We start from the raw sequence: 18,639 nt of genomic DNA on the forward strand, positions 1-18,639 counted from the left end.
GCAGAGAGAGGGCGTCCAATAGGTTAATATTGGACGTCCAAGATTATAATTTGGGAGTGCGATATTTATTAAGCTATTGATTTTATTGCTTATTCGTCATTCCCACGAAAGTGGAAATCTTCTAGAGTTTAGTGCAATACTCCGCAGGATTCCCGTTTGCACGGGAATGACGGCAGTAACTTTTAGGCTATTTCTTGACGATAAACGCTTGGTGTCTTGCCAGTGAGCTTCTTAAAAGTTGCGTTAAAGCTACTTTTTGAGGAAAAACCAGCATCTAAGGCTAGGTCAATCAGCTTACGATCGCTTTGTTGCTTGAGCCAGTCACACACTTCAGCAACTCGGTATTCATTAATAAACTGATTAAAGTTTTTACCGCCTTGCTGATTGATGGTTTCTGAAAGGTGATGAATGCTAACCCCAACTTCTTCTGCCAAGCTTGCCAAAGTCAATTCGCTATTACGGTACAAAGACTGCTCTTTGACTTGTTGTTGAACCGTTTGCAAGATGCTTGAACGTATCTCTTGATCCAATAAGCCTTCGGAAGCGTCTTGGCTGGCTTTTATTTCGGGTTGCTTTTCCAACTTTTTGATATGGAATATGCCCGGGTTTCGCCATTGAACAAAGCCAATGAAATACACCATTAAGACCATGGTAGCGTAGGTTATTACGTTAATACTTGGAATTCTGCTGATGTAATTAAAGAAGATTGAGAGCCCCCAAGAAAAAACGGCAAATGCCATCAGGCTCCAAAGCCATTTGAATATGTCAGGATTGTAGGAAGACAAAGTTTGCTTTGCTTTCTTTTGGTAATAGACAATCATACTGATTGTAAGAATTATATAGACTACAATTTGAGCGAAAATAATTGCTGCTGTAATAGCTTTGATTAAAGTGGCATCATTAGGCATTGCCAAGAACTCTAACGCTTTTTCAGTCGAAAACAATATTTCATAATTCAACAGATAACAAATGACTAAAGGAATCAAATGGAGTAAGTCTAATAGCTTTAGAGGTGAGCCTGTAATAGCGGTTCGACAGTACAAATAGGTAACGCCACCATAGCAAGCCGGCAAAAAGACCATTGGTGCAATTAGCCAAGCTAAAGGACCATTCCCTGCATCAAAAATCAAAGGCAGGGCAAAGGTGCTCGCAATCATTAGACAGAATACGCCTAAAAGTTTACTGGCGTAATTAACTCGCTTATCGCTTATTAGAAGTACGAATAGTACTAGTCCCTGAAAAGCGCCAATGGCAAAGATGAAGGTTAGTAGTTGTGACATCTTGGTTTTTTTCTACGGCTTTTGTATGTCCTAATCTATGGGTAGGAAGAGTAGCAAGGACTTGTGGCAAAGTCGACTTAGCTTTATTCTTTTATAGGTAGCAAGATTGGTTAATAATCAAGCATAAAGCTTTTGGATAGCACTTGGATAGAGAAATCATATATGAATATAAAAACGTTATTACTCCTTTTGCTGGTAGCCTTTATTGCGTCGGCCAGCGACCTGAAAGCGCAAGAAAATCCGTGCCTACATAAAGAACATAATCTTTATGGCAAAGTGCGGTTTGTTGAATATGCATCCAGTGCGGATATAAAAATTAAAGTGGTGGAAGCGCATGAAGACTTAAGGGTCAAGTTAGTTGAAAGCTTCGCAAATAAATGTGGCTTATGGCAAGCGGTTGATAGCTTTCCAGATTTGAAAGTCTATATCACACCTTTTGAAGCGGATTTAAAAGTGAAGTTTGTCAGTAGTTTTCCAGGGCTAAGAAAATAAGCGTTTCATAGCAGCTTTTTCCAGCTATTCACTCTTACAGATATGAGCTATATTTTTCCTTAGGTTAGGAGGAGTTTTTATTATAAAAGTTCAAATTTATTTGTTTTTTATTTTAAGTAAATGACTGAACTAAATAAAAGTGACTCGCTCCAATCTGCTAACTTAAATAGTTAGACAGGTTTTATGAAAAAAGTAATTAACATTTCCGCATTAGCATTGGTTTTAATCTCTCTTCCTTCGAAATCTAAGGATATTAGTTATGATTATTTTGAGTTTGGTTATGAATTTATTAGTGTTGGTGAGTTTGAGTCAGCTAGTGGTGAGGTAAGACTTAAATTTCCTGATAGATCGAGTCAAGGGTTAGTTCTTGAGTGGTCCAATTCTTTAGATGACAACTATTTTATCTATGCTGATTTCGACTTTACGAACCTGAATTTAGGTACTGATATCGCTAACTTTCTGGCGGACTTAGGTAATGTCTCTAGTATTAGTCCTGATGTAACTATTAATACTCAAGTCTTTGGTCTTGGCTTTCATACCCAAGGCGACATGCAGTTTGTCTCTAAACTTGGTGTCTTAAGACAAAAAATAGACTCTGATTTTGTCAAAGAGGGCACCTTTGGCTATGAGCTAGAGTTAGGTGGCCGTGGCTTATTCACTAATAACCTAGAATGGGAAGCCAACTTGGTTTATTTTGATCCTGATTTAAATATGGGCGCTAGCGGTAAGTTAGGCGCTAATGCCAGTCTTCGTTATCATTTCAATAGTAATTTCTCTACAGATGTTACTACTTCATTTAAAGAGAATGAAACGACCTATGGTTTGAACTTTAGGTATAATTTTGATTAGGAAAAAATAAATTAAACCATTTGGGCCTTCTCAGCGTCTTAATTATAAAGAACACATTTCATATAATTATAATGCTTGAGAAGGAATCATTATGTTTAAAAACCTTGTTATATCCCTAGTTGCTCTATATTCATTCACGTCTTCATCAATTTCTTATGCTGATAAATCAGAATCTGTAAAATCTGATCAGCCTATTCAAGTCATGATTATTGGCACGGAACATTTCGCTAACCCTGGTCAGGATTTGATTAATAAAAAAGTGGATAGTGTTTTAACTCCAAAGAAGCAACAGGAGTTACAGGATATATCTAATAGCCTAATGCGCTTTAAACCCACCTTGGTGGCGGTAGAAGAACAAGCTCTTGAACCTGCGTATGTAAGCAAAGACTACTATCAATTTACTAAGGCTGATTTGTTAAAAGAACCAAATGAAACTGTACAAGTAGGCTATCGATTGGCAAAGATGGCTAACTTAAAACATGTTTATGGAATTGATGAGCAGCCTTCAGACGGTGAGCCTGATTATTTTCCTGCTGATAAATTTTTTAAACACCTAGCTGATACAAAACAGCAAGAAGCGTTTAACCTTGCATTCGCCAATATCAAAAATGAACTAGATGGTTTCTTCGCTAAGCATAAAAAAGAGCATTTGGGAAATTACTTGGCTCAGTTAAATTCTAAAGGTAGCCCCGTCATTTCATTATCCTTTTATCTTGAGATGCTGAAATACGATCAAGGTGAGAAACAACCGGGTGCCGAGGTCTTTGCTTATTATATGATGCGAAATACCAAGATTGCTTCTAAATTACTGGATGTGGCAAAACCAGGTGATAGGGTCGTAGTGGTTTATGGTGCAGGTCATAAAGCATGGCTCGATTTTATCTTTAATAATATGCAGGGCGTTGAACTAGTTGATCCAGTTCCGTATTTAGCTATTCAATAAAGGTTTTTAGACCTAAAGAGTAGACAACGGCTTTATTGAGCTTTTTAATAGGCAAAAACAAATTTTATCTACAATGACAAATCCTATTTTAAAGCTCATGCTCGATCCCACTGGGCAGATCAATAAGTTCTACTATCTCATTGGTATTATTTTATTGACGGTTTTAATAGGGCTGAGCAGCTCTTTAATGATGACTTTTTTCATCGTCAACTTTGCAGCTGGAGAGCTGGGGGCTGAAAAACTAGCTGAGATAGCTGTCTTAAGAAATTTGTTATCAGGGTTCCTACCGACTTTAATACCACTACAGTTTTTAATGTTATGGTGCAGCATTAGCTTAACCAAGAAGCGCGTCAAGGCTTTGGAATTCAACAAAGTGGCATTGTTTGTGTGTATTTTGATTAACTTTATGTTTTTCAATATATTGGCGAATGGCGTCACGGTGTTTAGTTATATGCAAGGGGCATTTGATCATTCCTATTCGCGCTATCTTATTGAGCCAGAGTCCGTAAAGTGGTTTGTATCAACCTTTATGGTCCTTGGATTATTAGTCAACGGATATTTCCTGGTCGCTCAAGCCTCTCAAGAAGATCGCCTTGCTAATAAGCCTTTAAAAAGCACTAATGGCTTTAATCAATACGATTTTAGTTTGTATATAGGTAAGTTAATATTGGTTAACTTCATAATCATGTTAACACTAGCTGTGTTGGCTTACTTTGCCTTAAAAGATCTAGCTTATATTATTCGTTCTGATTGGTTTTTAATCGCTGCAATTATCTATCAGTTAATAGTCTTAGGTTTTTATCTTTACGGCGTACATCAACGCGTTAAAGATTCCGGCTTTAGCAGCTTATATTGGATAGTTGCCGTACTTTTTGTTATTGGATTATTTACTTCAGCCGTCTATTTGATACAACTCAATAATGATTATTCCCTCTATGTATTGGCATTTCTTCCTTTTCTTGTCAGTATTTCCGGCGTATTACACTTGTGTCCATTTAGTTTAAAAAGCCGAGAGAAAACGAGAATTATAACTAGCTAGCTATATATCAGATTAGGCTGTTCTCCTGGCTTATCTTAATCGATGTAATTTGAGTTTTAGTGTGCAGTTTTTATACTTATATGGCATAATCCGCGCCAATTTTAGCCTGATTTATGAGTTTCGCTCAGTCGGGCTTTTTATATTTCGTTAATTTATCTCTAAATCGGACATTCACAGTGCTTTCTACTTCTAATATCACCATGCAGTTTGGCGAGAAGCCATTATTTGAAAACGTATCGGTTAAATTCGGTAACGGTAATCGTTATGGCTTAATAGGTGCCAATGGTTGCGGTAAGTCGACCTTTATGAAAATTTTAGGCGGTGAGTTAGAGCCTTCTTCCGGTAACGTGTCGCTGGATCAGAACGTACGTATTGGTCGTTTGAAGCAGGATCAGTTTGCTTACGAAGAATATAGCGTTTTAGATACGGTTATTATGGGGCATGAAGAATTGTGGGCGGTTAAATCTGAACGCGATGCGATATACGCCAAAGCTGAGATGAGCGAAGAAGATGGCATGCGAGCTGGTGATTTAGAGGCTCAGTTCGCAGAAATGGATGGTTATACGGCTGAAGCCCGTGCTGGTGAATTGCTATTAGGTGTTGGAATTCCTATCGAGCAACATTGGGGACCTATGAGCGAAGTTGCACCAGGCTGGAAGCTGCGTGTCTTATTAACTCAAGTATTGTTCTCTGAGCCAGATATCATGCTTCTAGATGAGCCAACCAATAACTTGGATATTAATACTATTCGTTGGTTGGAAGAGGTTTTAAACGCGCGTAACTGCACTATGATTATTATTTCGCACGATAGACACTTCTTAAATAGTGTTTGTAGTCATATGGCGGATTTAGATTACGGAGAGATTAAAATCTTCCCAGGTAACTATGATCAGTACATGACCGCGGCGACTATGATCCAAGAGCGTATGCAGTCAGAAAATGCAAAAAAGAAAGCGCAAATTGCTGAATTGAAATCTTTTGTTAGTCGTTTCTCAGCAAATGCATCTAAGTCGAAACAAGCAACTTCACGCGCTAAACAGATCGATAAAATTGTTTTAGATGATATTAAGCCTTCGACTAGACAAAACCCTTTTATTCGATTTGAGCAATCAAAAAAGCTTTATCGTTTAGCATTAGAAGTGGAAAACTTAAGCAAGAGTTTTGAAACTGAATTATTTAGTGATTTCAACATTAACTTAGAGGTTGGCGAGCGATTAGCCATTATTGGCCAAAGTGGCATTGGTAAAACGAGTATGTTGCGCTGTTTGTTAAATGAATATCAGCCAGAAACTGGAATGGTTAAATGGTCAGAAAATTCGCAAATTGGTTACTACGCGCAAGATCATGCTGCTGACTTTGAACAAACCATGGACTTATTCCAATGGATGGATCAATGGGGCAAAGAGACTGACGACGATTTAGCTATTCGCGGTATTTTAGGACGCTTATTATTCAGCCAACATGACATTAAGAAAAAAGTTCAAGTGTTATCGGGTGGAGAGAAAGGCCGCATGCTGTTTGGTAAACTTATGTTGCAACAGCCTAATATCATTATTATGGATGAACCTACTAATCACATGGATATGGAATCCATTGAATCTCTAAACTTAGCTTTGGCTAACTATCCTGGCACTTTGATTTTTGTCAGCCATGATCGTGAATTTGTGTCTTCATTGGCGACTCGTATTATTGATATGACCCCAAATGGTGTTGTTGATTTTCGTGGAACCTATGATGAGTATTTAGCTAAGCAAGACGGCTAAATCAAGTGTTAACTCGCTTTTGAATGTTAGTGGTTTATTAGTGATAGGATCATTAAAGCTCAGTTCATTAGCGAGTAACTGTAAGGGGTTTTTATAATCTTCTTCAGTTTTGGCTCGCAGCTCTGGGTAAAATTTATCATTCAAAATGGGATAACCAATCGACTGCATATGGATTCTTAACTGATGAGTTTTGCCAGTGATGGGTTTTAATTCAAATAAAGAATGGCTTGAGTATTGTTTAGCGCACTTGATTATAGAGAGAGAATTAAATTCGCTAGCTTGAGCCTTTGAGTCGATTTGCATTAAAAAGCTGGGTTTTGCTTTAATCATCTTATTTTTCACAGTCCATTCCTTATCTTGCAATTCCGCTTTTGAAGATGTCTCGGCAATCGCCAAATAAGTTTTTGTAATTTTTTTCTCTGCAAAGAGGGCATGGTACTGTGAGCGAGATTCAGGATTAACCGAAAACATAACAAGCCCTGCAGTTTCTCTATCAAGTCTGTGTAAAGCTTGTAACTGCTCTATGCCCGTTGCTTTCCGCAAGCGATGTTGCAAACATTCATTAACGTATTGGCCTCCTGGGGTTACCGGAAGAAAGTGCGGTTTATCAGTTACAAGTATGTGTTCATTTTGAAAAAGAATAGAGTGTTGAAATGGTATTTCAGGTTCTTTCGGTACCTCTCGATAATAAAATACACTTCTTTGTGCTTGATAAGGTGTGTCATGATGAATTAAGCTTTTGTCAGCCCAGTGAACTTTGCCTTCATTTATCCTTTGTAGCCAAATAGATTTGTCGATAGCAGAAAAATGCTCTGCTAAAAAATCTAATACAGTTGTCCAGCCTTGGTTAACTTGCGGCAAGCTGACTTTAGAAGGGTATTTAGAGATCGACATTCAAGTTAAAGGACGGGTAAAAGTAATAAAAGTATAATTCAATCGCAGCGGTTACTCTATACTCAATGACAACTAAGTAAATCTTTTAAGCACAAACATGAAAATTATTATTAACAATAATCTGTTTATCAACTCAGAAGAGATTGAGCTTGCAGCTATTCGAGCGCAGGGCGCAGGTGGTCAGAATGTTAATAAAGTATCGAGTGCCATACATTTAAGGTGGAACATCAAAGATTCATCAATCCCTGATGTTTTTAAAAGTAAGCTTCTATCAGTTAAAGATAGCCGCCTAACCTCTGATGGCGAGTTGATTATTAAAGCTCAAAACCATAGGACACAGCAGCGTAATAAAGATGATGCCATAGAGCGTTTGAAGCGCTTTGTTTTAGCGGCCATAAAAGAGAAAAAGGCGCGTCTTAAGACGCGCCCAACTCTAGGTTCAAAGAAACGTCGCTTAGATAATAAAAAGCGTAACCAGCAAAAAAAGTCTCTCCGAGGAAAGATTTCCTACTGAGTCACTTATCGATTAATACGCCAAGTACACTTAGCTTCTTTAGTAATTAACCAATGACTCTTTTTATCACTATCATTACACAAGTATTGCTTGGGCTTGTATTCGCTACGAATGTTCACTTTATCGCCATAGCGAATATAGTTGTCAGCACATTTTTTAGGGCATACTTTGGTAAAGACCCAGTTTTGTTTGGAGCTTTTGTCAGAAGCCAGATAGGAGGCGTACTTCTTACCGGACCAAGCACCAAGGATAGTTTTCTTGTCTAAGTTTTTCCCTCCAGCTTTTGTTTCTGTTGTGCTAAACCGGATATTAGTCCCGCTAGTGAGAGCTTGTTTATTGCCTCTCAACAAAAGTTTAACAGGACTAAGTTGTAGCGTAGGGTAGGGTCTTTTACCTTCTAACCCTACTTGGAACCACTCGGCTTTAGACAAGTAACGGTTATCACCGCCGCCAACATATTGTAAGGTAAACTTAGCATTTTTAGTGATTGCTGGAGTTTCAGCTTTCTTGCAATTTTTTTCTGAATAACTGGTAGTTTCTGCAACTGCAGCTTGCACGTCTCTAGCGAGCGTTTTAAGTTGATAACTGATAGGCACAGCGGTTGTTAGTGGCGCAGCATCATCTGAAAAGTAGTCTTTGATTGAAGCACTTCGAATTAAGCGAGCGGCATCTTGCCAAGCTCCGCCATATGGCACTATGTTAATCTCAGCAGAAGAAAGTATTTTATCGTATTTAGCTTTGACTTTTGCATCTACCTCTGCGGCACCTTTATAGGCGTAATCAAGGGATGCTTGTATATCGCTTGACGAAGCATTAGAGGTGAAGGTAAACAACAATAAACGCCCGTAGGTGATGCTAGAGACATATAGCGGAGGGTTTTCTGGAGATATTTTACCTAACTGTTGTTGATCCTTTAAATACTCTAGACTGATGTCACTAAAGTAATTGCTAGGGGTCGTAGGCGAAGGGACACTAACCGTAAACATATTCTGGACAAAGTATGCAGAGATAGTTTTAGTTTCAGTCTTTTTATCAATGCTTAATGCAGCCTTGGCTGTTTGACCAGCGTATTTTGCGGATAAATTAAAGTCTAGTAATAGCTGTTCTGTAGAATAGGCTTCCTTAAAATTATAAGAAGCTTTCGCCGGTAAAGGAGTGCCTTGCGCTCTATTGACTAAGGTACTGATTGCTTTTTGAATAGATGCATTACTTGGGTTATCAACCAATACGGAAGGCTCTGCGATAGAAAGGTTTATTGTTACATCCATTGCTGCTAATTTAGCCGGAAGTTGTTGAAACTTTCCGTCAAGATAAGGTTGTGATTGTAAAAGAGAACCTAGCCATAAATCTCCAGCAGAGTCACCAAGCAAAACAATTGAGTCTGGAGTTTTAGTCAAGCTGTAGTCTTGGGTGGTGCAAATATAATCGCCTTCTTTTATAGGTTTGGAAGGATCTCCTTGTTTTGTTCCTGGATCGTCAGGCTTTACTGGAGAAATATTTTTCCATTCGTTTAAGCATAAAAAATATTCATCAACTGGTGATAACTTCATACGACCATTTTTCTGGTACTCAATATTACACTCTGATGTGACGATAGGGGTGGGTTCTTGCTCTTCTTCTTTATTACAACTAACGATACTAATAGTTATTAATAATGAAAAAAAGAAATAGATTTTTTTTGTGTCCATTTAACTGCTCCTTGTAAAATAACTGAGACCAAAGCTAACATAAATTACAAGTTATATATATTTAGCAAGTCGCAACTTTATAACTTTACATAAGTCATATTTGCATTGAACAAAGTCACACTTAAAGTTAAATGGATTTGATATATTGGTGATTATTAATATTTTCAAAGGACGAAAGTATGTACTTTATTACCAACCGACAAATGGAATCCTCTAAGAAAGGTTTCAATAAATTTTCGAAGCACACGAATCATTTAGGACCAAATGAATTGACGGCTGTTGAAGTTGTTGGCGTTAGAAAGCCTAAGGTAACGATTTTACAGGATCAGGTGTCACCTAAGTCTGTTAAACATCTAAAAATTAAATTTAGCTTAGATATCGATGATTCTGAACCTCACTATGTTCCCTTGCAAATAGCATGCGATACTTTTGCAGAAGCTAGAAAAGAGTGTAAAAACATACTGATTTTTGTGCATGGTTATAACAATGATGTTAAAGATGTTTATAACACAGCTCGTGAATTAGAACGACTTTATAATCTTATTGTGATCCCTTTTACATGGCCGGCTAATGGCGGTGGCGCCTTATCCGGCAGTATGTCCTACCTCGCTGATAAGCGTGATGCTAGAGCCTCTGAGGATGCATTAAATCGGTTTATTGACAGTGTAGGTCATTATTATCAATTGTTAACAGAGGCCGCTCGTCGCGAGTTATCTGTTAAAGCAGCAAAGCGCCACCCGGATAATCCCACCAAACAACGTGAGTTATTAGCTAAGTTACTTGAGAAAGAGTGCAATTTAAATGTTTCGCTTTTATGCCATAGCATGGGGAATTATGTGTTTAAACATGCACTAACTAGTAGTTTAGCTGAGTCACGAAAGTTAATTTTCGATAATGTTATTTTGGCTGCAGCTGATACCAATAATTTAGATCATCGCTTGTGGGTAGAGTCCATTAGAGCACGCAAAGGCGTTTATGTGTTAATTAACGAAAAAGATTATGCGCTGTCTTGGTCACGCCGAAAACCAGGCGAAGAACAGCGCGCGAGACTGGGCCATTATCTAAGGAAATTAAATGCTGGGAATGCCCATTATATCAATTTCACCGATATAAAAGGTGTAGGTACTAGTCATTCGTATTTTAATGCAATATCGGCTAATAAAAATGCTACTTTAAAACGTTTTTTCAAGAAGGTTTTTGCAGCAGAATATCTATTACCTTATTTAGAATATTTTCCACATAACAACACCTATAAGCCTAAATAAAACTATTTTGGCATCATAAAATATGATACTTATGATTGAGTTTTAGTATTTAATCTCTAGTATGGTAGTGAAGACTATTTAGTTAAGGATACATTATGTCAATCGATGTTAAATATACCACTTCCGCAATTGCTACTGGTGGTCGTGATGGTACTGCAAGAACTTTAGATGACTCTTTTTCAATCATTATGTCTACGCCGAAAGAATTAGGCGGTGCAGGTGGCGAAGGTAATAACCCAGAACAACTTTTTGCTGCAGGTTACGCTGCTTGCTTTATAGGTGCTATGAAATTTGTGCAATCTCAAAACCCCGAATTAAAAGTTTCTAGCGATGCGACAGTTACTGCTAAGGTTGGTATCGGTCCGCGAGCTGCAGGTGGCTTTGGCTTAACGGTCGCCTTAATTGTCAGCGTGCCAGGTTTAGATAGAGAACAAGCGAAAGAGTTAGTTCATAAGGCGCATGAAGTTTGTCCTTATTCAAATGCTACAAGAAACAATATTGATGTAAAATTAGATGTTGTTTAATTTAACGTTATTGTTTTAAAAAAAGCACCTCAAGGTGCTTTTTTTAATGTGTGGTTTTCATGAATTCGAAAGGTATTACTGTTTCAATGTCAACGCTTAGCAATTCTAAACTTGGGAAACGTTGACTAATTTTACGAGTGTAAGCTTCAACGTCATATTCTTTTAAATCAATCATCAATAAATGGTTTCCATTATCAATTTTTCCATGAAATGGTTTTAATTTATGGTTAATAGATTCGAGTCCCAGTAGGCCTCCCATCCAAGTGCCAAAGCCAGTAAGAACTATGGCCGTACAGATAAAACCAAAAGCTCCGTATAAGCCATCTAGCGCCTGCATTTTCAATAAAGAATAAGATACCATAAGTCCTAGCAATAACCCTATAGAAAAGCCTTTCAGGGCGCCGTTGAGAACATTGGTCTTGTACCAAAAGTTAGCAGAATTTAAGCCTCGCCTGAGAATTTTGCCTTGTTTGTTACTAACCACGTGTAAGTGCTTTTCTTTTAACCCTTGCTGCTTTAAGTAATCATAACAACCCTGCAAGCTAGCAAAGTCTTTAACTTTGAATAATATTCTACTCATGATTATGCTCCTAGCTGATATGTCACTCTAAGCTAGCAAAAGTGCTGTGAAAATGCTGTTAGGCTACTACCATTGAATAGTTGATCCATCCCAAGCATAAAAGGAGCCAGAATTTTCTGGTTGAATAGTCTCTATTATGTTTAGTAAACACTTCGCGACAAATCTCGCTGTGAATAATTTCTTCGGTGGAATGTTCTTTTGAAAAGGCTTTGACAAATTAGAATCGGTTGTGCCTGGATGTAGAGCAACAAATACGGCGTTAGGTTTTTTAAATTTGAATTCAATCGACAAGGTTTTTAAGATCTGGTTTAAAGCTGCTTTGCTAGCACGATAAGAATACCAACCGCCTAGTTGGTTATCAGAAATACTTCCTATGCGGGCGGACAAAACTGCAAATACGGACTTAGTATTCTTGTTAAATAATGGTAGCAAATGTTTAGCAATTAATGCAGTCAGTAGGGTATTAGCCTTGATGATTTCGACAAATGCATTTGGATTCAGTTGAATGATTGTTTTTTCAGGTGAAATATCTTTTGTATGAAGAATGCCTGCACAGTTAATGATACGGTTAATCTGATACTCTTTTAAGAGAGTGGCTAGTTGAAGTAGCTCTTGTTCTTTGTAAACATCTAAATAATATTTATGACAATTAGGAGTGGTGGCTTCGTGTTTAAAGTTGTTGCTCCTAAAAATTTGGTGCACTTGATGTCCATTAATTAGGCATTGATTTGTTATAGCCTGACCGATTGCACCACTGGCACCAAATATCAAATAGTTATTCATAGCATCAAGTTAAGAGTATTCCTTCAAAGCTCCTTAAAAAACAAGCGCCATAAAGGCGCTTTACAATTACAACAGTTGGGGCATGTCATCATCCATGAAAACAACATAAGCAAACGTCGGGGTATTGACTGAATTGTTTGCTTAGAAAGAAATATAGAACTGGTGATGTGAAAAAGGTGTGATTTTATTTTTCTGCGAGTTAGGTTCTTTTAAATTCAATGCCTTATGGTTATTATATCCAGCATAGCATGATGAGGCTCATCTTCAGCAATACAGTTAACTACCAAGGAATATAATGATTGAACGGTTAAAATTTAGCGGAGTACTGGCATTTTTTGTTTGCTTAACCGCATGTACAACGGGTATCAAGTCTGGGAATGATACCTTAAATCAATTAACGGATTGGATGTCTGGCAGTTTTAATAGCAATAAACAATCAATCGTGGATGAAGAATATTTCGACATTAATCTAGAGATGCATCCCATATGGCAAGATAGAAAAGATGGGGTATGGCTTTACGTAGAGCAGGCTGTATCTAAATCTTTAGATAAACCTTATAGACAAAGGGTTTATCAGGTGACTCAAATAACTACTAATAATTTTGAGAGTAAAGTCTACAGCTTAAAAGAGCCCAAAAAGTTTATCGGTGGGCAAAACAATAAGCAATTATTTAATTCCATTGGTCCGGATGATTTAGTGGAACGAGAAGGTTGCTCTGTATTTTTAAAGTACGACGGTAATCAATTTTCAGGCTCTACTGACAACAAATCCTGTAAGAGTAATCTGCGCGGTGCAGCTTATGCAACTTCAATTGTTACTGTGACGGGAGATAAGATTGAAAGTTGGGACCAAGGTTTTGATGCTAATGATAAACAAGTATGGGGAGCTGTGAAGGGCGCTTATATTTTTGATAGAAAGTAAACGCAGATTTATTATGACCATTCAAACTAAAATTCGACTAAAAAAGTATTCATTCATTCTGTTTTATTCTACTTTGCTAGTGCCGTTCATTTCTTTTTGGCTGGCGGGCTTTGATGGTTTTAAAGAGCTGGCGCCTTATTTTGCTTTGCTTTATTTTTTTGTGTTGATCCCTGTTTTAGATGCAGCGCTAGGTAAAGACTCTTTAAATATTCCAGTCGACGATACCAAGCATGTTTCGGAACAAATCTTTTATAAGGTTATCAGCTTAAGCTGTTTCCCCTTGATGGTTTTGATTGTCTATTTTGGTGCGCAACAGTTTGTCAATGAGGAGTTGGGAATAGTAGGGAAAATTGGCTGGATTATTAATACGGGTATTATTGGGGGGGTTATTTCAATCAATGTCGCCCATGAACTTATTCATAAAAATGAATCTATTGAAAAAAACAGTGGTGGATTATTACTGAGTTTAGTGACTTATGGCGGCTTTAAAATTGAACACGTCAGAGGCCATCATGTTGATGTCTCCACTCCGAAAGATGCCTCTTCGGCGAAATACAATCAATCGCTCTATCATTTTTTACCAAGAGCATACTTCCATAATCTAGTGAATGCTTGGCGCCTTGAGAAAAAAGTTTTGAATCGTGATGGTAAAACTGCTTGGCATTATTCTAATGAGCTTTTTATTTGGTATGGCTTTAGTTTGTTGTGGTTATTGATATTAACCTTGCTTTTTGGATGGCTGGGCGCTGTTTTTTTTATTGGTCAAAGTTTTGTCGCCTTTACGTTATTAGAAATTATTAATTACATCGAGCACTATGGATTGCGCAGAAATCAACAATCCAATGGTCGTTATGAAAGAGTGACCCATCATCATTCTTGGAATTCTAATTATTTTTTAACGAATATTTTATTGCTTCATTTGCAAAGGCACTCGGATCATCACGCTTTTCCTAGAAGGCGATACCAAGTCTTGAGGCATTATGATGATAGCCCACAGCTACCTGCTGGCTATGCGACTATGGTTTTATTGGCTTTGTTTCCGCCTTTATGGAAAAAGATCATGAACCCTATAGTGGATAAATATTATTTGAAGTCAGAAAATGGGAACGGCGAGGTAGACGCTGGCTAATCAATAGCCAGCAGCCTGTCCATCTTTACGAGATTCGGATGCACCATAATACACTTTGTTCTTTTGATCCCACATAATGGCCTGGTAGCCGCCGAAGCCGCCATTACCTGCACGTATGTCATGCCCTAATTGTTTTAAAGCTCTGACCGTTGCTTGTGGGACGGTTGACTCCAATTCGACATGGCCGCCATCAACTAAATACTTAGCTTGCGACTCTGTGGGTTCAGTTGAGCCAAGATGTTGCCAACGGGCAACATCGCCAGCTTCTTGCAAGCCCATGCCATAGTCCAACATATTAACTAATACTTGCACGTGACCTTGTGGCTGCATTGCGCCACCCATAACGCCGTAACTCATAAAAGGCTTGCCATCTTTAGTGATAAATGCCGGGATAATGGTTTGGAACGGTCTTTTTCCTGGTTCATAAGCATTGGCATGAGTTTTATCCATGGAGAAAAGTTGCCCACGATCTTGAAAGCCAAAGCCTAGGCCCGGAACAACTACGCCTGAACCCATGCCGCGGTAATTACTTTGAATGAGAGAAACCATATTACCTTCAGAATCGGCAGTGGTCAGATAGATGGTATCGCCTTCTAACAGGTTTTTATTGCCGGCCTCTACACGTCTAGCAGCGCGCATGCCAATCAATTTGGCACGCTCTTTACCATACTTTTTTGAGATGAGTTGCTTGATTGGTTGTTCAGAGAAATCCATATCAGCATAAAACTTTGCTCTGTCTTCAAACGCTAACTTTTTTGCTTCGATCATAGTGTGCAAAGACTCAGGCGAATTAAAGCCCATAGATTTCAAATCAAAGTTTTTTAATATTTGTAGCATTTGTAATGCTGCTATTCCTTGACCATTAGGAGGTAGTTCCCAAAGAGTATGGCCTTTGTATTCAACACCAAGTGGTTCAACCCAAGTAGAAGTGTGTGTAGCCATATCTTCATAACGTAAATAACCGCCATTGGTTTGCATGAACTTGTCAATTTGATTGGCGATTAATCCTTTATAAAAAATATCCCGTCCTTTTTCAGCTAATAATTTATAGGTGTTAGCAAGTTCAGGGTTTTTGAAGATTTGTCCTTTTTGGGGAGCTTTACCATTTAAGGTAAAAGTGTTTTTAAAAGAGCCGACTTGTGGACTCAAGCGAGGGACACTGAGATTCCAGTAGTAAGCAATTAACTCAGAGACCGGGAAACCGTTCTCTGCGTAGGATATGGATGGTTGCAAAATTTTTTCCATGGGCAACTTGCCAAATTTATTATGCAGTTCAAACCAGCCATCTACTGCGCCAGGAACAGAGATGGGTAATAGCCCGTAAGGAGGAATATCTTCTCTGCCCAATTCAGCAATTTCTTTAGACAGCTGCGCATGACTTAAGCCCATCGGCGATCGACCGGAAGCATTTAATCCGTGTAGTTTTTGAGATTTTGCGTCCCAGACAATGGCATATAAATCGCCACCAATACCACAGCCTGTGGGCTCCATTAATCCTAACGCTGCATTTGCAGCGATAGCAGCATCAATGGCATTACCGCCAGCTTTCATGATGTCTAAGGCAATTTGTGTTGCCAAGGGTTGGCTGGTGGCCGCCATAGCATTGGCCGCTATGACTTCAGAGCGAGTTGCTTCTGGGTGTCCAGTAATTCGATCGGCGGCAATAGCAGATAAGCTGAACATACTGATTGCGCTGACACCGATTGCTCTAACAAGGAGTGGTTTTATGATTTTATGCATGATTATCCCCATTGATTTTTAAATTACTCTAGCAAATTGAGCTGTTCTTTGTACAATCAAAAATAATCTATCGACTGTGAGTATAGTATGAAAAAAATAATTTTAATCTTTTCACTCTTTTTTAGCCTTAATTTAAGTGCAAAAGAATTGCCACATAATGCTGCTGATTTTTTATATCGAGTGGATCTGGTAAGAGCGACACCTGGAAAGCTTGAATCTGTGATTTCTAGCGCTAAAAGTTATCAAGATGAAAAATCTAGATCGCCTTATTTGATGAGGCATAGCCAAGGTGATCATTGGGATCTGATGATCGTATGGCCAGTGATTTCTTATCAAAAACTACACAGTGATAACAATTACTCTAGGCTTAATAAATTCTATAAAGATTTAGCGGAAGATATTAATTTTTTAGAATCTACTTATATGCACGGCCCTGACAATAGTCTTTTTGCAAAGTGGTATAAGGCCAATAAATTATTCCATATTGAAATGTTTGTAGCCTTACCAGAACAAAAAGAAGCTTTGCTAACTGAAAGGAAAATGGAGAGTCAGTATTTAATCAATATTGATAGAAAACCAAATTTACTTTTTAGAAAAGAGCAGGGCGCGAATTGGGATGCTATGACCATCGGTTTTTATGGCTCACTTAAAGAATTTGCTACTATGGGCGATATTCCGTTAGCAGTTGATGATAAGGCTGCGATTGATGCTGGCTTTAAAGGCGTCGGTGATATTGGCTATTATTTAAGAAGTTTATTGCAACGTCATAACGATACATTGGCCAAGAAGCCTTAACTAGCATGCATTAATCAAAAAGCGCTAAATTGTTAGCGCTTTTATATAGATTTATCTTGTATGTTAGTTTTAATGACTGGTTTGAAATGTCTCAAAAGGAACGAGAGTGTCAATATCTGCTGAAAGGAATTTTAGTTGATGATGATTAACTCTAATACTTTGCTTAATATTATCTACATCTTTACCGCGAGCATCGATTAGCAATAAGTATTTTCCGTCATCCACATACTGGTAGTATTTCTTTAACTGATGATTCCTTGATTGCAGTCCTAAAAAACCACCTAACCAAGCTCCAAATCCAATACCTAAGAGCATGGTTAGAATAAAGCCACTGGTTCCATAGTTACCTTCAAAAAAGTTGCTATAAGTCAGGACAACAGATAAAAGCAGTCCTGCAAGAATACCAATATAAAGGCCGTTGATAGCACCATGCACTAAATTAGTCTTATACCAAAAGTTAGCCGCATTCAAGCCGTGCCTGAGGACTTTGCCTTGTTGTTTTGCAAAAACATGCAAATCTTTATCTTCGATACCATGCCTTTTCAGATCATTATAAGTTTCTTCTAAGTGAATAAATTCATCCGATTCGTAGAGTAATTGTCCCATACCTGTGCCCTCCAAATGGCTCAAAACGTATAATTAGTAGACAACGAAACTTCAATATAATTCAATATTTAATCAACTATTACAACTAGTTAAGCTCTTCATCTTGCCAGAATTTAGTACCATCAATGGTTGCCTCGACGGATAATCCAGCTTGCGTGATTTGGTAAGTCTTAATATCAAAATCTATGGATTTGGAAGCATTAACATGTCCTCCTTGATCCGATGATTGCGCTGAAGCTCCTGCCTGACCAGACAGATCCCAGCCATTATCAATAAAATTCTCCAAATCATGGGCTTTATTGAAAATCATAATCAAGCGCATATCCCTGACTCCCGCTCCTAACCCAACGCCAAAACCAGCCATTTTCATAAAGGTTTGATGTCGACTAGCGTTATTAGTGGCAATGCCATATCCGCCACTGGTAGTTATAAAAATAATGTTGGTATTAATATTACTAAAGATCGCATAACCTGCTGATCCAGTAATTTCTGAGCGCGCTTCCGGATGTTTTTGATAAAGTTGAGCGAGCGTTTCCTGCTGCATGTTAGTGACGTAGCTTCTCTTTTCAGCAACGGTGGAGCCTTTTATAGTGGAGCAGGCTGACAAGATAGATGCTAGAGAAACCAGTAATAGCAGATTGATAATTTTTTTCACAATGTTCCCCTTATTTGCGAATCTCTAATCGTTTATATACTTTGTTGAAAGTAAATTGAACCCTGTTTTAGTAATAATTAGCTTAATCGACTTCACATTTTGGTTAATTTCCTATCAGAGTTACAAATATTTACAAAAGTTATAGAACTTGGAAATATTATCTGTGTCATATTTCTAT

General features: G+C 38.0%; 19 protein-coding genes. 11 read left to right on the forward strand and 8 right to left on the reverse strand.

From position 1 onward, the window contains the following. Positions 1-182: 182 nt before the first annotated feature. Positions 183-1,280, reverse strand: coding sequence for an AraC family transcriptional regulator (locus GJS41_RS00335; protein WP_154245359.1), 1,098 nt, complete (start codon positions 1,278-1,280; stop codon positions 183-185). Between the two features lie 162 nt (positions 1,281-1,442). Between GJS41_RS00335 and GJS41_RS00340 the strand changes: the two genes are divergently transcribed. From GJS41_RS00340 to GJS41_RS00360, 5 genes are all read left to right on the forward strand, one after another. Further along, positions 1,443-1,772, forward strand: a complete 330-nt coding sequence (locus tag GJS41_RS00340) for a hypothetical protein (RefSeq protein WP_154245360.1) — start codon at positions 1,443-1,445, stop codon at positions 1,770-1,772. 183 nt (positions 1,773-1,955) lie between these two features. Further along, the gene (locus GJS41_RS00345) at positions 1,956-2,621 is read left to right on the forward strand and encodes a hypothetical protein (RefSeq protein WP_154245361.1); all 666 of its coding nucleotides are present in this window, start codon (positions 1,956-1,958) and stop codon (positions 2,619-2,621) included. A 91-nt stretch (positions 2,622-2,712) separates the two neighbouring features. Further along, positions 2,713-3,564, forward strand: coding sequence for a DUF5694 domain-containing protein (locus tag GJS41_RS00350; RefSeq protein WP_154245362.1), 852 nt, complete (start codon positions 2,713-2,715; stop codon positions 3,562-3,564). Between the two features lie 73 nt (positions 3,565-3,637). Beyond that, positions 3,638-4,603, forward strand: coding sequence for a hypothetical protein (locus GJS41_RS00355; RefSeq protein ID WP_154245363.1), 966 nt, complete (start codon positions 3,638-3,640; stop codon positions 4,601-4,603). Between the two features lie 176 nt (positions 4,604-4,779). Next, positions 4,780-6,366 (forward strand): ABC-F family ATPase, encoded by a 1,587-nt coding sequence (locus GJS41_RS00360; RefSeq protein ID WP_370515665.1) that lies wholly within the window; start codon positions 4,780-4,782, stop codon positions 6,364-6,366. On the opposite strand, the gene GJS41_RS00365 is transcribed toward GJS41_RS00360, so the two are convergent. Next, the gene (locus GJS41_RS00365) at positions 6,346-7,260 is read right to left on the reverse strand and encodes a pseudouridine synthase (protein WP_154245365.1); all 915 of its coding nucleotides are present in this window, start codon (positions 7,258-7,260) and stop codon (positions 6,346-6,348) included. The genes GJS41_RS00360 and GJS41_RS00365 overlap by 21 nt on opposite strands. A 97-nt stretch (positions 7,261-7,357) precedes the next feature. Between GJS41_RS00365 and arfB the strand changes: the two genes are divergently transcribed. Beyond that, positions 7,358-7,774 carry an alternative ribosome rescue aminoacyl-tRNA hydrolase ArfB gene (gene arfB, locus GJS41_RS00370; protein WP_154245366.1) on the forward strand — a complete coding sequence of 139 codons (417 nt, stop codon included), beginning with the start codon at positions 7,358-7,360 and terminating at the stop codon, positions 7,772-7,774. Between the two features lie 5 nt (positions 7,775-7,779). On the opposite strand, the gene GJS41_RS00375 is transcribed toward arfB, so the two are convergent. Next, entirely contained in the window at positions 7,780-9,462 is a 1,683-nt protein-coding gene (locus GJS41_RS00375; protein WP_154245367.1) for a thiol-activated cytolysin family protein, read from the reverse strand. A 179-nt stretch (positions 9,463-9,641) separates the two neighbouring features. Here GJS41_RS00375 and GJS41_RS00380 point away from each other — a divergent pair, with 179 nt between their 5' ends. After that, the gene (locus GJS41_RS00380) at positions 9,642-10,727 is read left to right on the forward strand and encodes an alpha/beta hydrolase (protein WP_154245368.1); all 1,086 of its coding nucleotides are present in this window, start codon (positions 9,642-9,644) and stop codon (positions 10,725-10,727) included. Positions 10,728-10,822: 95 nt separating this feature from the next. Further along, positions 10,823-11,251: an organic hydroperoxide resistance protein gene (locus GJS41_RS00385; RefSeq protein WP_154245369.1), complete on the forward strand. Its 429-nt coding sequence runs from the start codon at positions 10,823-10,825 to the stop codon at positions 11,249-11,251. Between the two features lie 43 nt (positions 11,252-11,294). Here the strand turns inward: GJS41_RS00385 and GJS41_RS00390 are convergent, their stop codons facing one another. Together GJS41_RS00390 and GJS41_RS00395 are read right to left on the reverse strand one after the other, a co-directional pair. Then, positions 11,295-11,831, reverse strand: coding sequence for a hypothetical protein (locus tag GJS41_RS00390; RefSeq protein ID WP_154245370.1), 537 nt, complete (start codon positions 11,829-11,831; stop codon positions 11,295-11,297). 66 nt (positions 11,832-11,897) lie between these two features. Beyond that, positions 11,898-12,614, reverse strand: coding sequence for an SDR family NAD(P)-dependent oxidoreductase (locus GJS41_RS00395; protein ID WP_154245371.1), 717 nt, complete (start codon positions 12,612-12,614; stop codon positions 11,898-11,900). 295 nt (positions 12,615-12,909) lie between these two features. On the opposite strand from GJS41_RS00395, the gene GJS41_RS00400 reads away from it, so the two are divergent. Together GJS41_RS00400 and GJS41_RS00405 are read left to right on the forward strand one after the other, a co-directional pair. Next, positions 12,910-13,536 (forward strand): chromophore lyase CpcT/CpeT, encoded by a 627-nt coding sequence (locus tag GJS41_RS00400; protein WP_154245372.1) that lies wholly within the window; start codon positions 12,910-12,912, stop codon positions 13,534-13,536. A gap of 13 nt (positions 13,537-13,549) precedes the next feature. Then, positions 13,550-14,665, forward strand: a complete 1,116-nt coding sequence (locus GJS41_RS00405; RefSeq protein WP_154245373.1) for an alkane 1-monooxygenase — start codon at positions 13,550-13,552, stop codon at positions 14,663-14,665. On the opposite strand, the gene ggt is transcribed toward GJS41_RS00405, so the two are convergent. Beyond that, positions 14,666-16,405, reverse strand: coding sequence for a gamma-glutamyltransferase (gene ggt / locus GJS41_RS00410; protein ID WP_154245374.1), 1,740 nt, complete (start codon positions 16,403-16,405; stop codon positions 14,666-14,668). It abuts the gene before it with no gap. A gap of 87 nt (positions 16,406-16,492) precedes the next feature. Here ggt and GJS41_RS00415 point away from each other — a divergent pair, with 87 nt between their 5' ends. Beyond that, positions 16,493-17,200, forward strand: coding sequence for a hypothetical protein (locus GJS41_RS00415; protein ID WP_154245375.1), 708 nt, complete (start codon positions 16,493-16,495; stop codon positions 17,198-17,200). A gap of 69 nt (positions 17,201-17,269) precedes the next feature. Here GJS41_RS00415 and GJS41_RS00420 read toward each other — a convergent pair whose 3' ends face one another. Further along, positions 17,270-17,806, reverse strand: coding sequence for a GlsB/YeaQ/YmgE family stress response membrane protein (locus tag GJS41_RS00420; RefSeq protein WP_154245376.1), 537 nt, complete (start codon positions 17,804-17,806; stop codon positions 17,270-17,272). A gap of 85 nt (positions 17,807-17,891) precedes the next feature. Continuing rightward, a complete protein-coding gene (locus tag GJS41_RS11625) occupies positions 17,892-18,461 on the reverse strand; it encodes a YSC84-related protein (RefSeq protein ID WP_154245377.1) in 570 nt (189 codons plus the stop codon). Positions 18,462-18,639 lie beyond the last annotated feature (178 nt).

The organism is Kangiella sp. HZ709 (genome assembly GCF_009674675.1).
GTDB lineage: Bacteria > Pseudomonadota > Gammaproteobacteria > Enterobacterales > Kangiellaceae > Kangiella.

Coding starts and splice junctions, on each gene's coding strand:
- GJS41_RS00335 (WP_154245359.1), bottom strand. CDS start 1,280: ATGTCACAACTACTAACCTTCATCTTTGCCATTGGCGCTTTTCAGGGA.
- GJS41_RS00340 (WP_154245360.1), top strand. CDS start 1,443: ATGAATATAAAAACGTTATTACTCCTTTTGCTGGTAGCCTTTATTGCG.
- GJS41_RS00345 (WP_154245361.1), top strand. CDS start 1,956: ATGAAAAAAGTAATTAACATTTCCGCATTAGCATTGGTTTTAATCTCT.
- GJS41_RS00350 (WP_154245362.1), top strand. CDS start 2,713: ATGTTTAAAAACCTTGTTATATCCCTAGTTGCTCTATATTCATTCACG.
- GJS41_RS00355 (WP_154245363.1), top strand. CDS start 3,638: ATGACAAATCCTATTTTAAAGCTCATGCTCGATCCCACTGGGCAGATC.
- GJS41_RS00365 (WP_154245365.1), bottom strand. CDS start 7,260: ATGTCGATCTCTAAATACCCTTCTAAAGTCAGCTTGCCGCAAGTTAAC.
- arfB (WP_154245366.1), top strand. CDS start 7,358: ATGAAAATTATTATTAACAATAATCTGTTTATCAACTCAGAAGAGATT.
- GJS41_RS00375 (WP_154245367.1), bottom strand. CDS start 9,462: ATGGACACAAAAAAAATCTATTTCTTTTTTTCATTATTAATAACTATT.
- GJS41_RS00380 (WP_154245368.1), top strand. CDS start 9,642: ATGTACTTTATTACCAACCGACAAATGGAATCCTCTAAGAAAGGTTTC.
- GJS41_RS00385 (WP_154245369.1), top strand. CDS start 10,823: ATGTCAATCGATGTTAAATATACCACTTCCGCAATTGCTACTGGTGGT.
- GJS41_RS00390 (WP_154245370.1), bottom strand. CDS start 11,831: ATGAGTAGAATATTATTCAAAGTTAAAGACTTTGCTAGCTTGCAGGGT.
- GJS41_RS00395 (WP_154245371.1), bottom strand. CDS start 12,614: ATGAATAACTATTTGATATTTGGTGCCAGTGGTGCAATCGGTCAGGCT.
- GJS41_RS00400 (WP_154245372.1), top strand. CDS start 12,910: ATGATTGAACGGTTAAAATTTAGCGGAGTACTGGCATTTTTTGTTTGC.
- GJS41_RS00405 (WP_154245373.1), top strand. CDS start 13,550: ATGACCATTCAAACTAAAATTCGACTAAAAAAGTATTCATTCATTCTG.
- ggt (WP_154245374.1), bottom strand. CDS start 16,405: ATGCATAAAATCATAAAACCACTCCTTGTTAGAGCAATCGGTGTCAGC.
- GJS41_RS00415 (WP_154245375.1), top strand. CDS start 16,493: ATGAAAAAAATAATTTTAATCTTTTCACTCTTTTTTAGCCTTAATTTA.
- GJS41_RS00420 (WP_154245376.1), bottom strand. CDS start 17,806: ATGGGACAATTACTCTACGAATCGGATGAATTTATTCACTTAGAAGAA.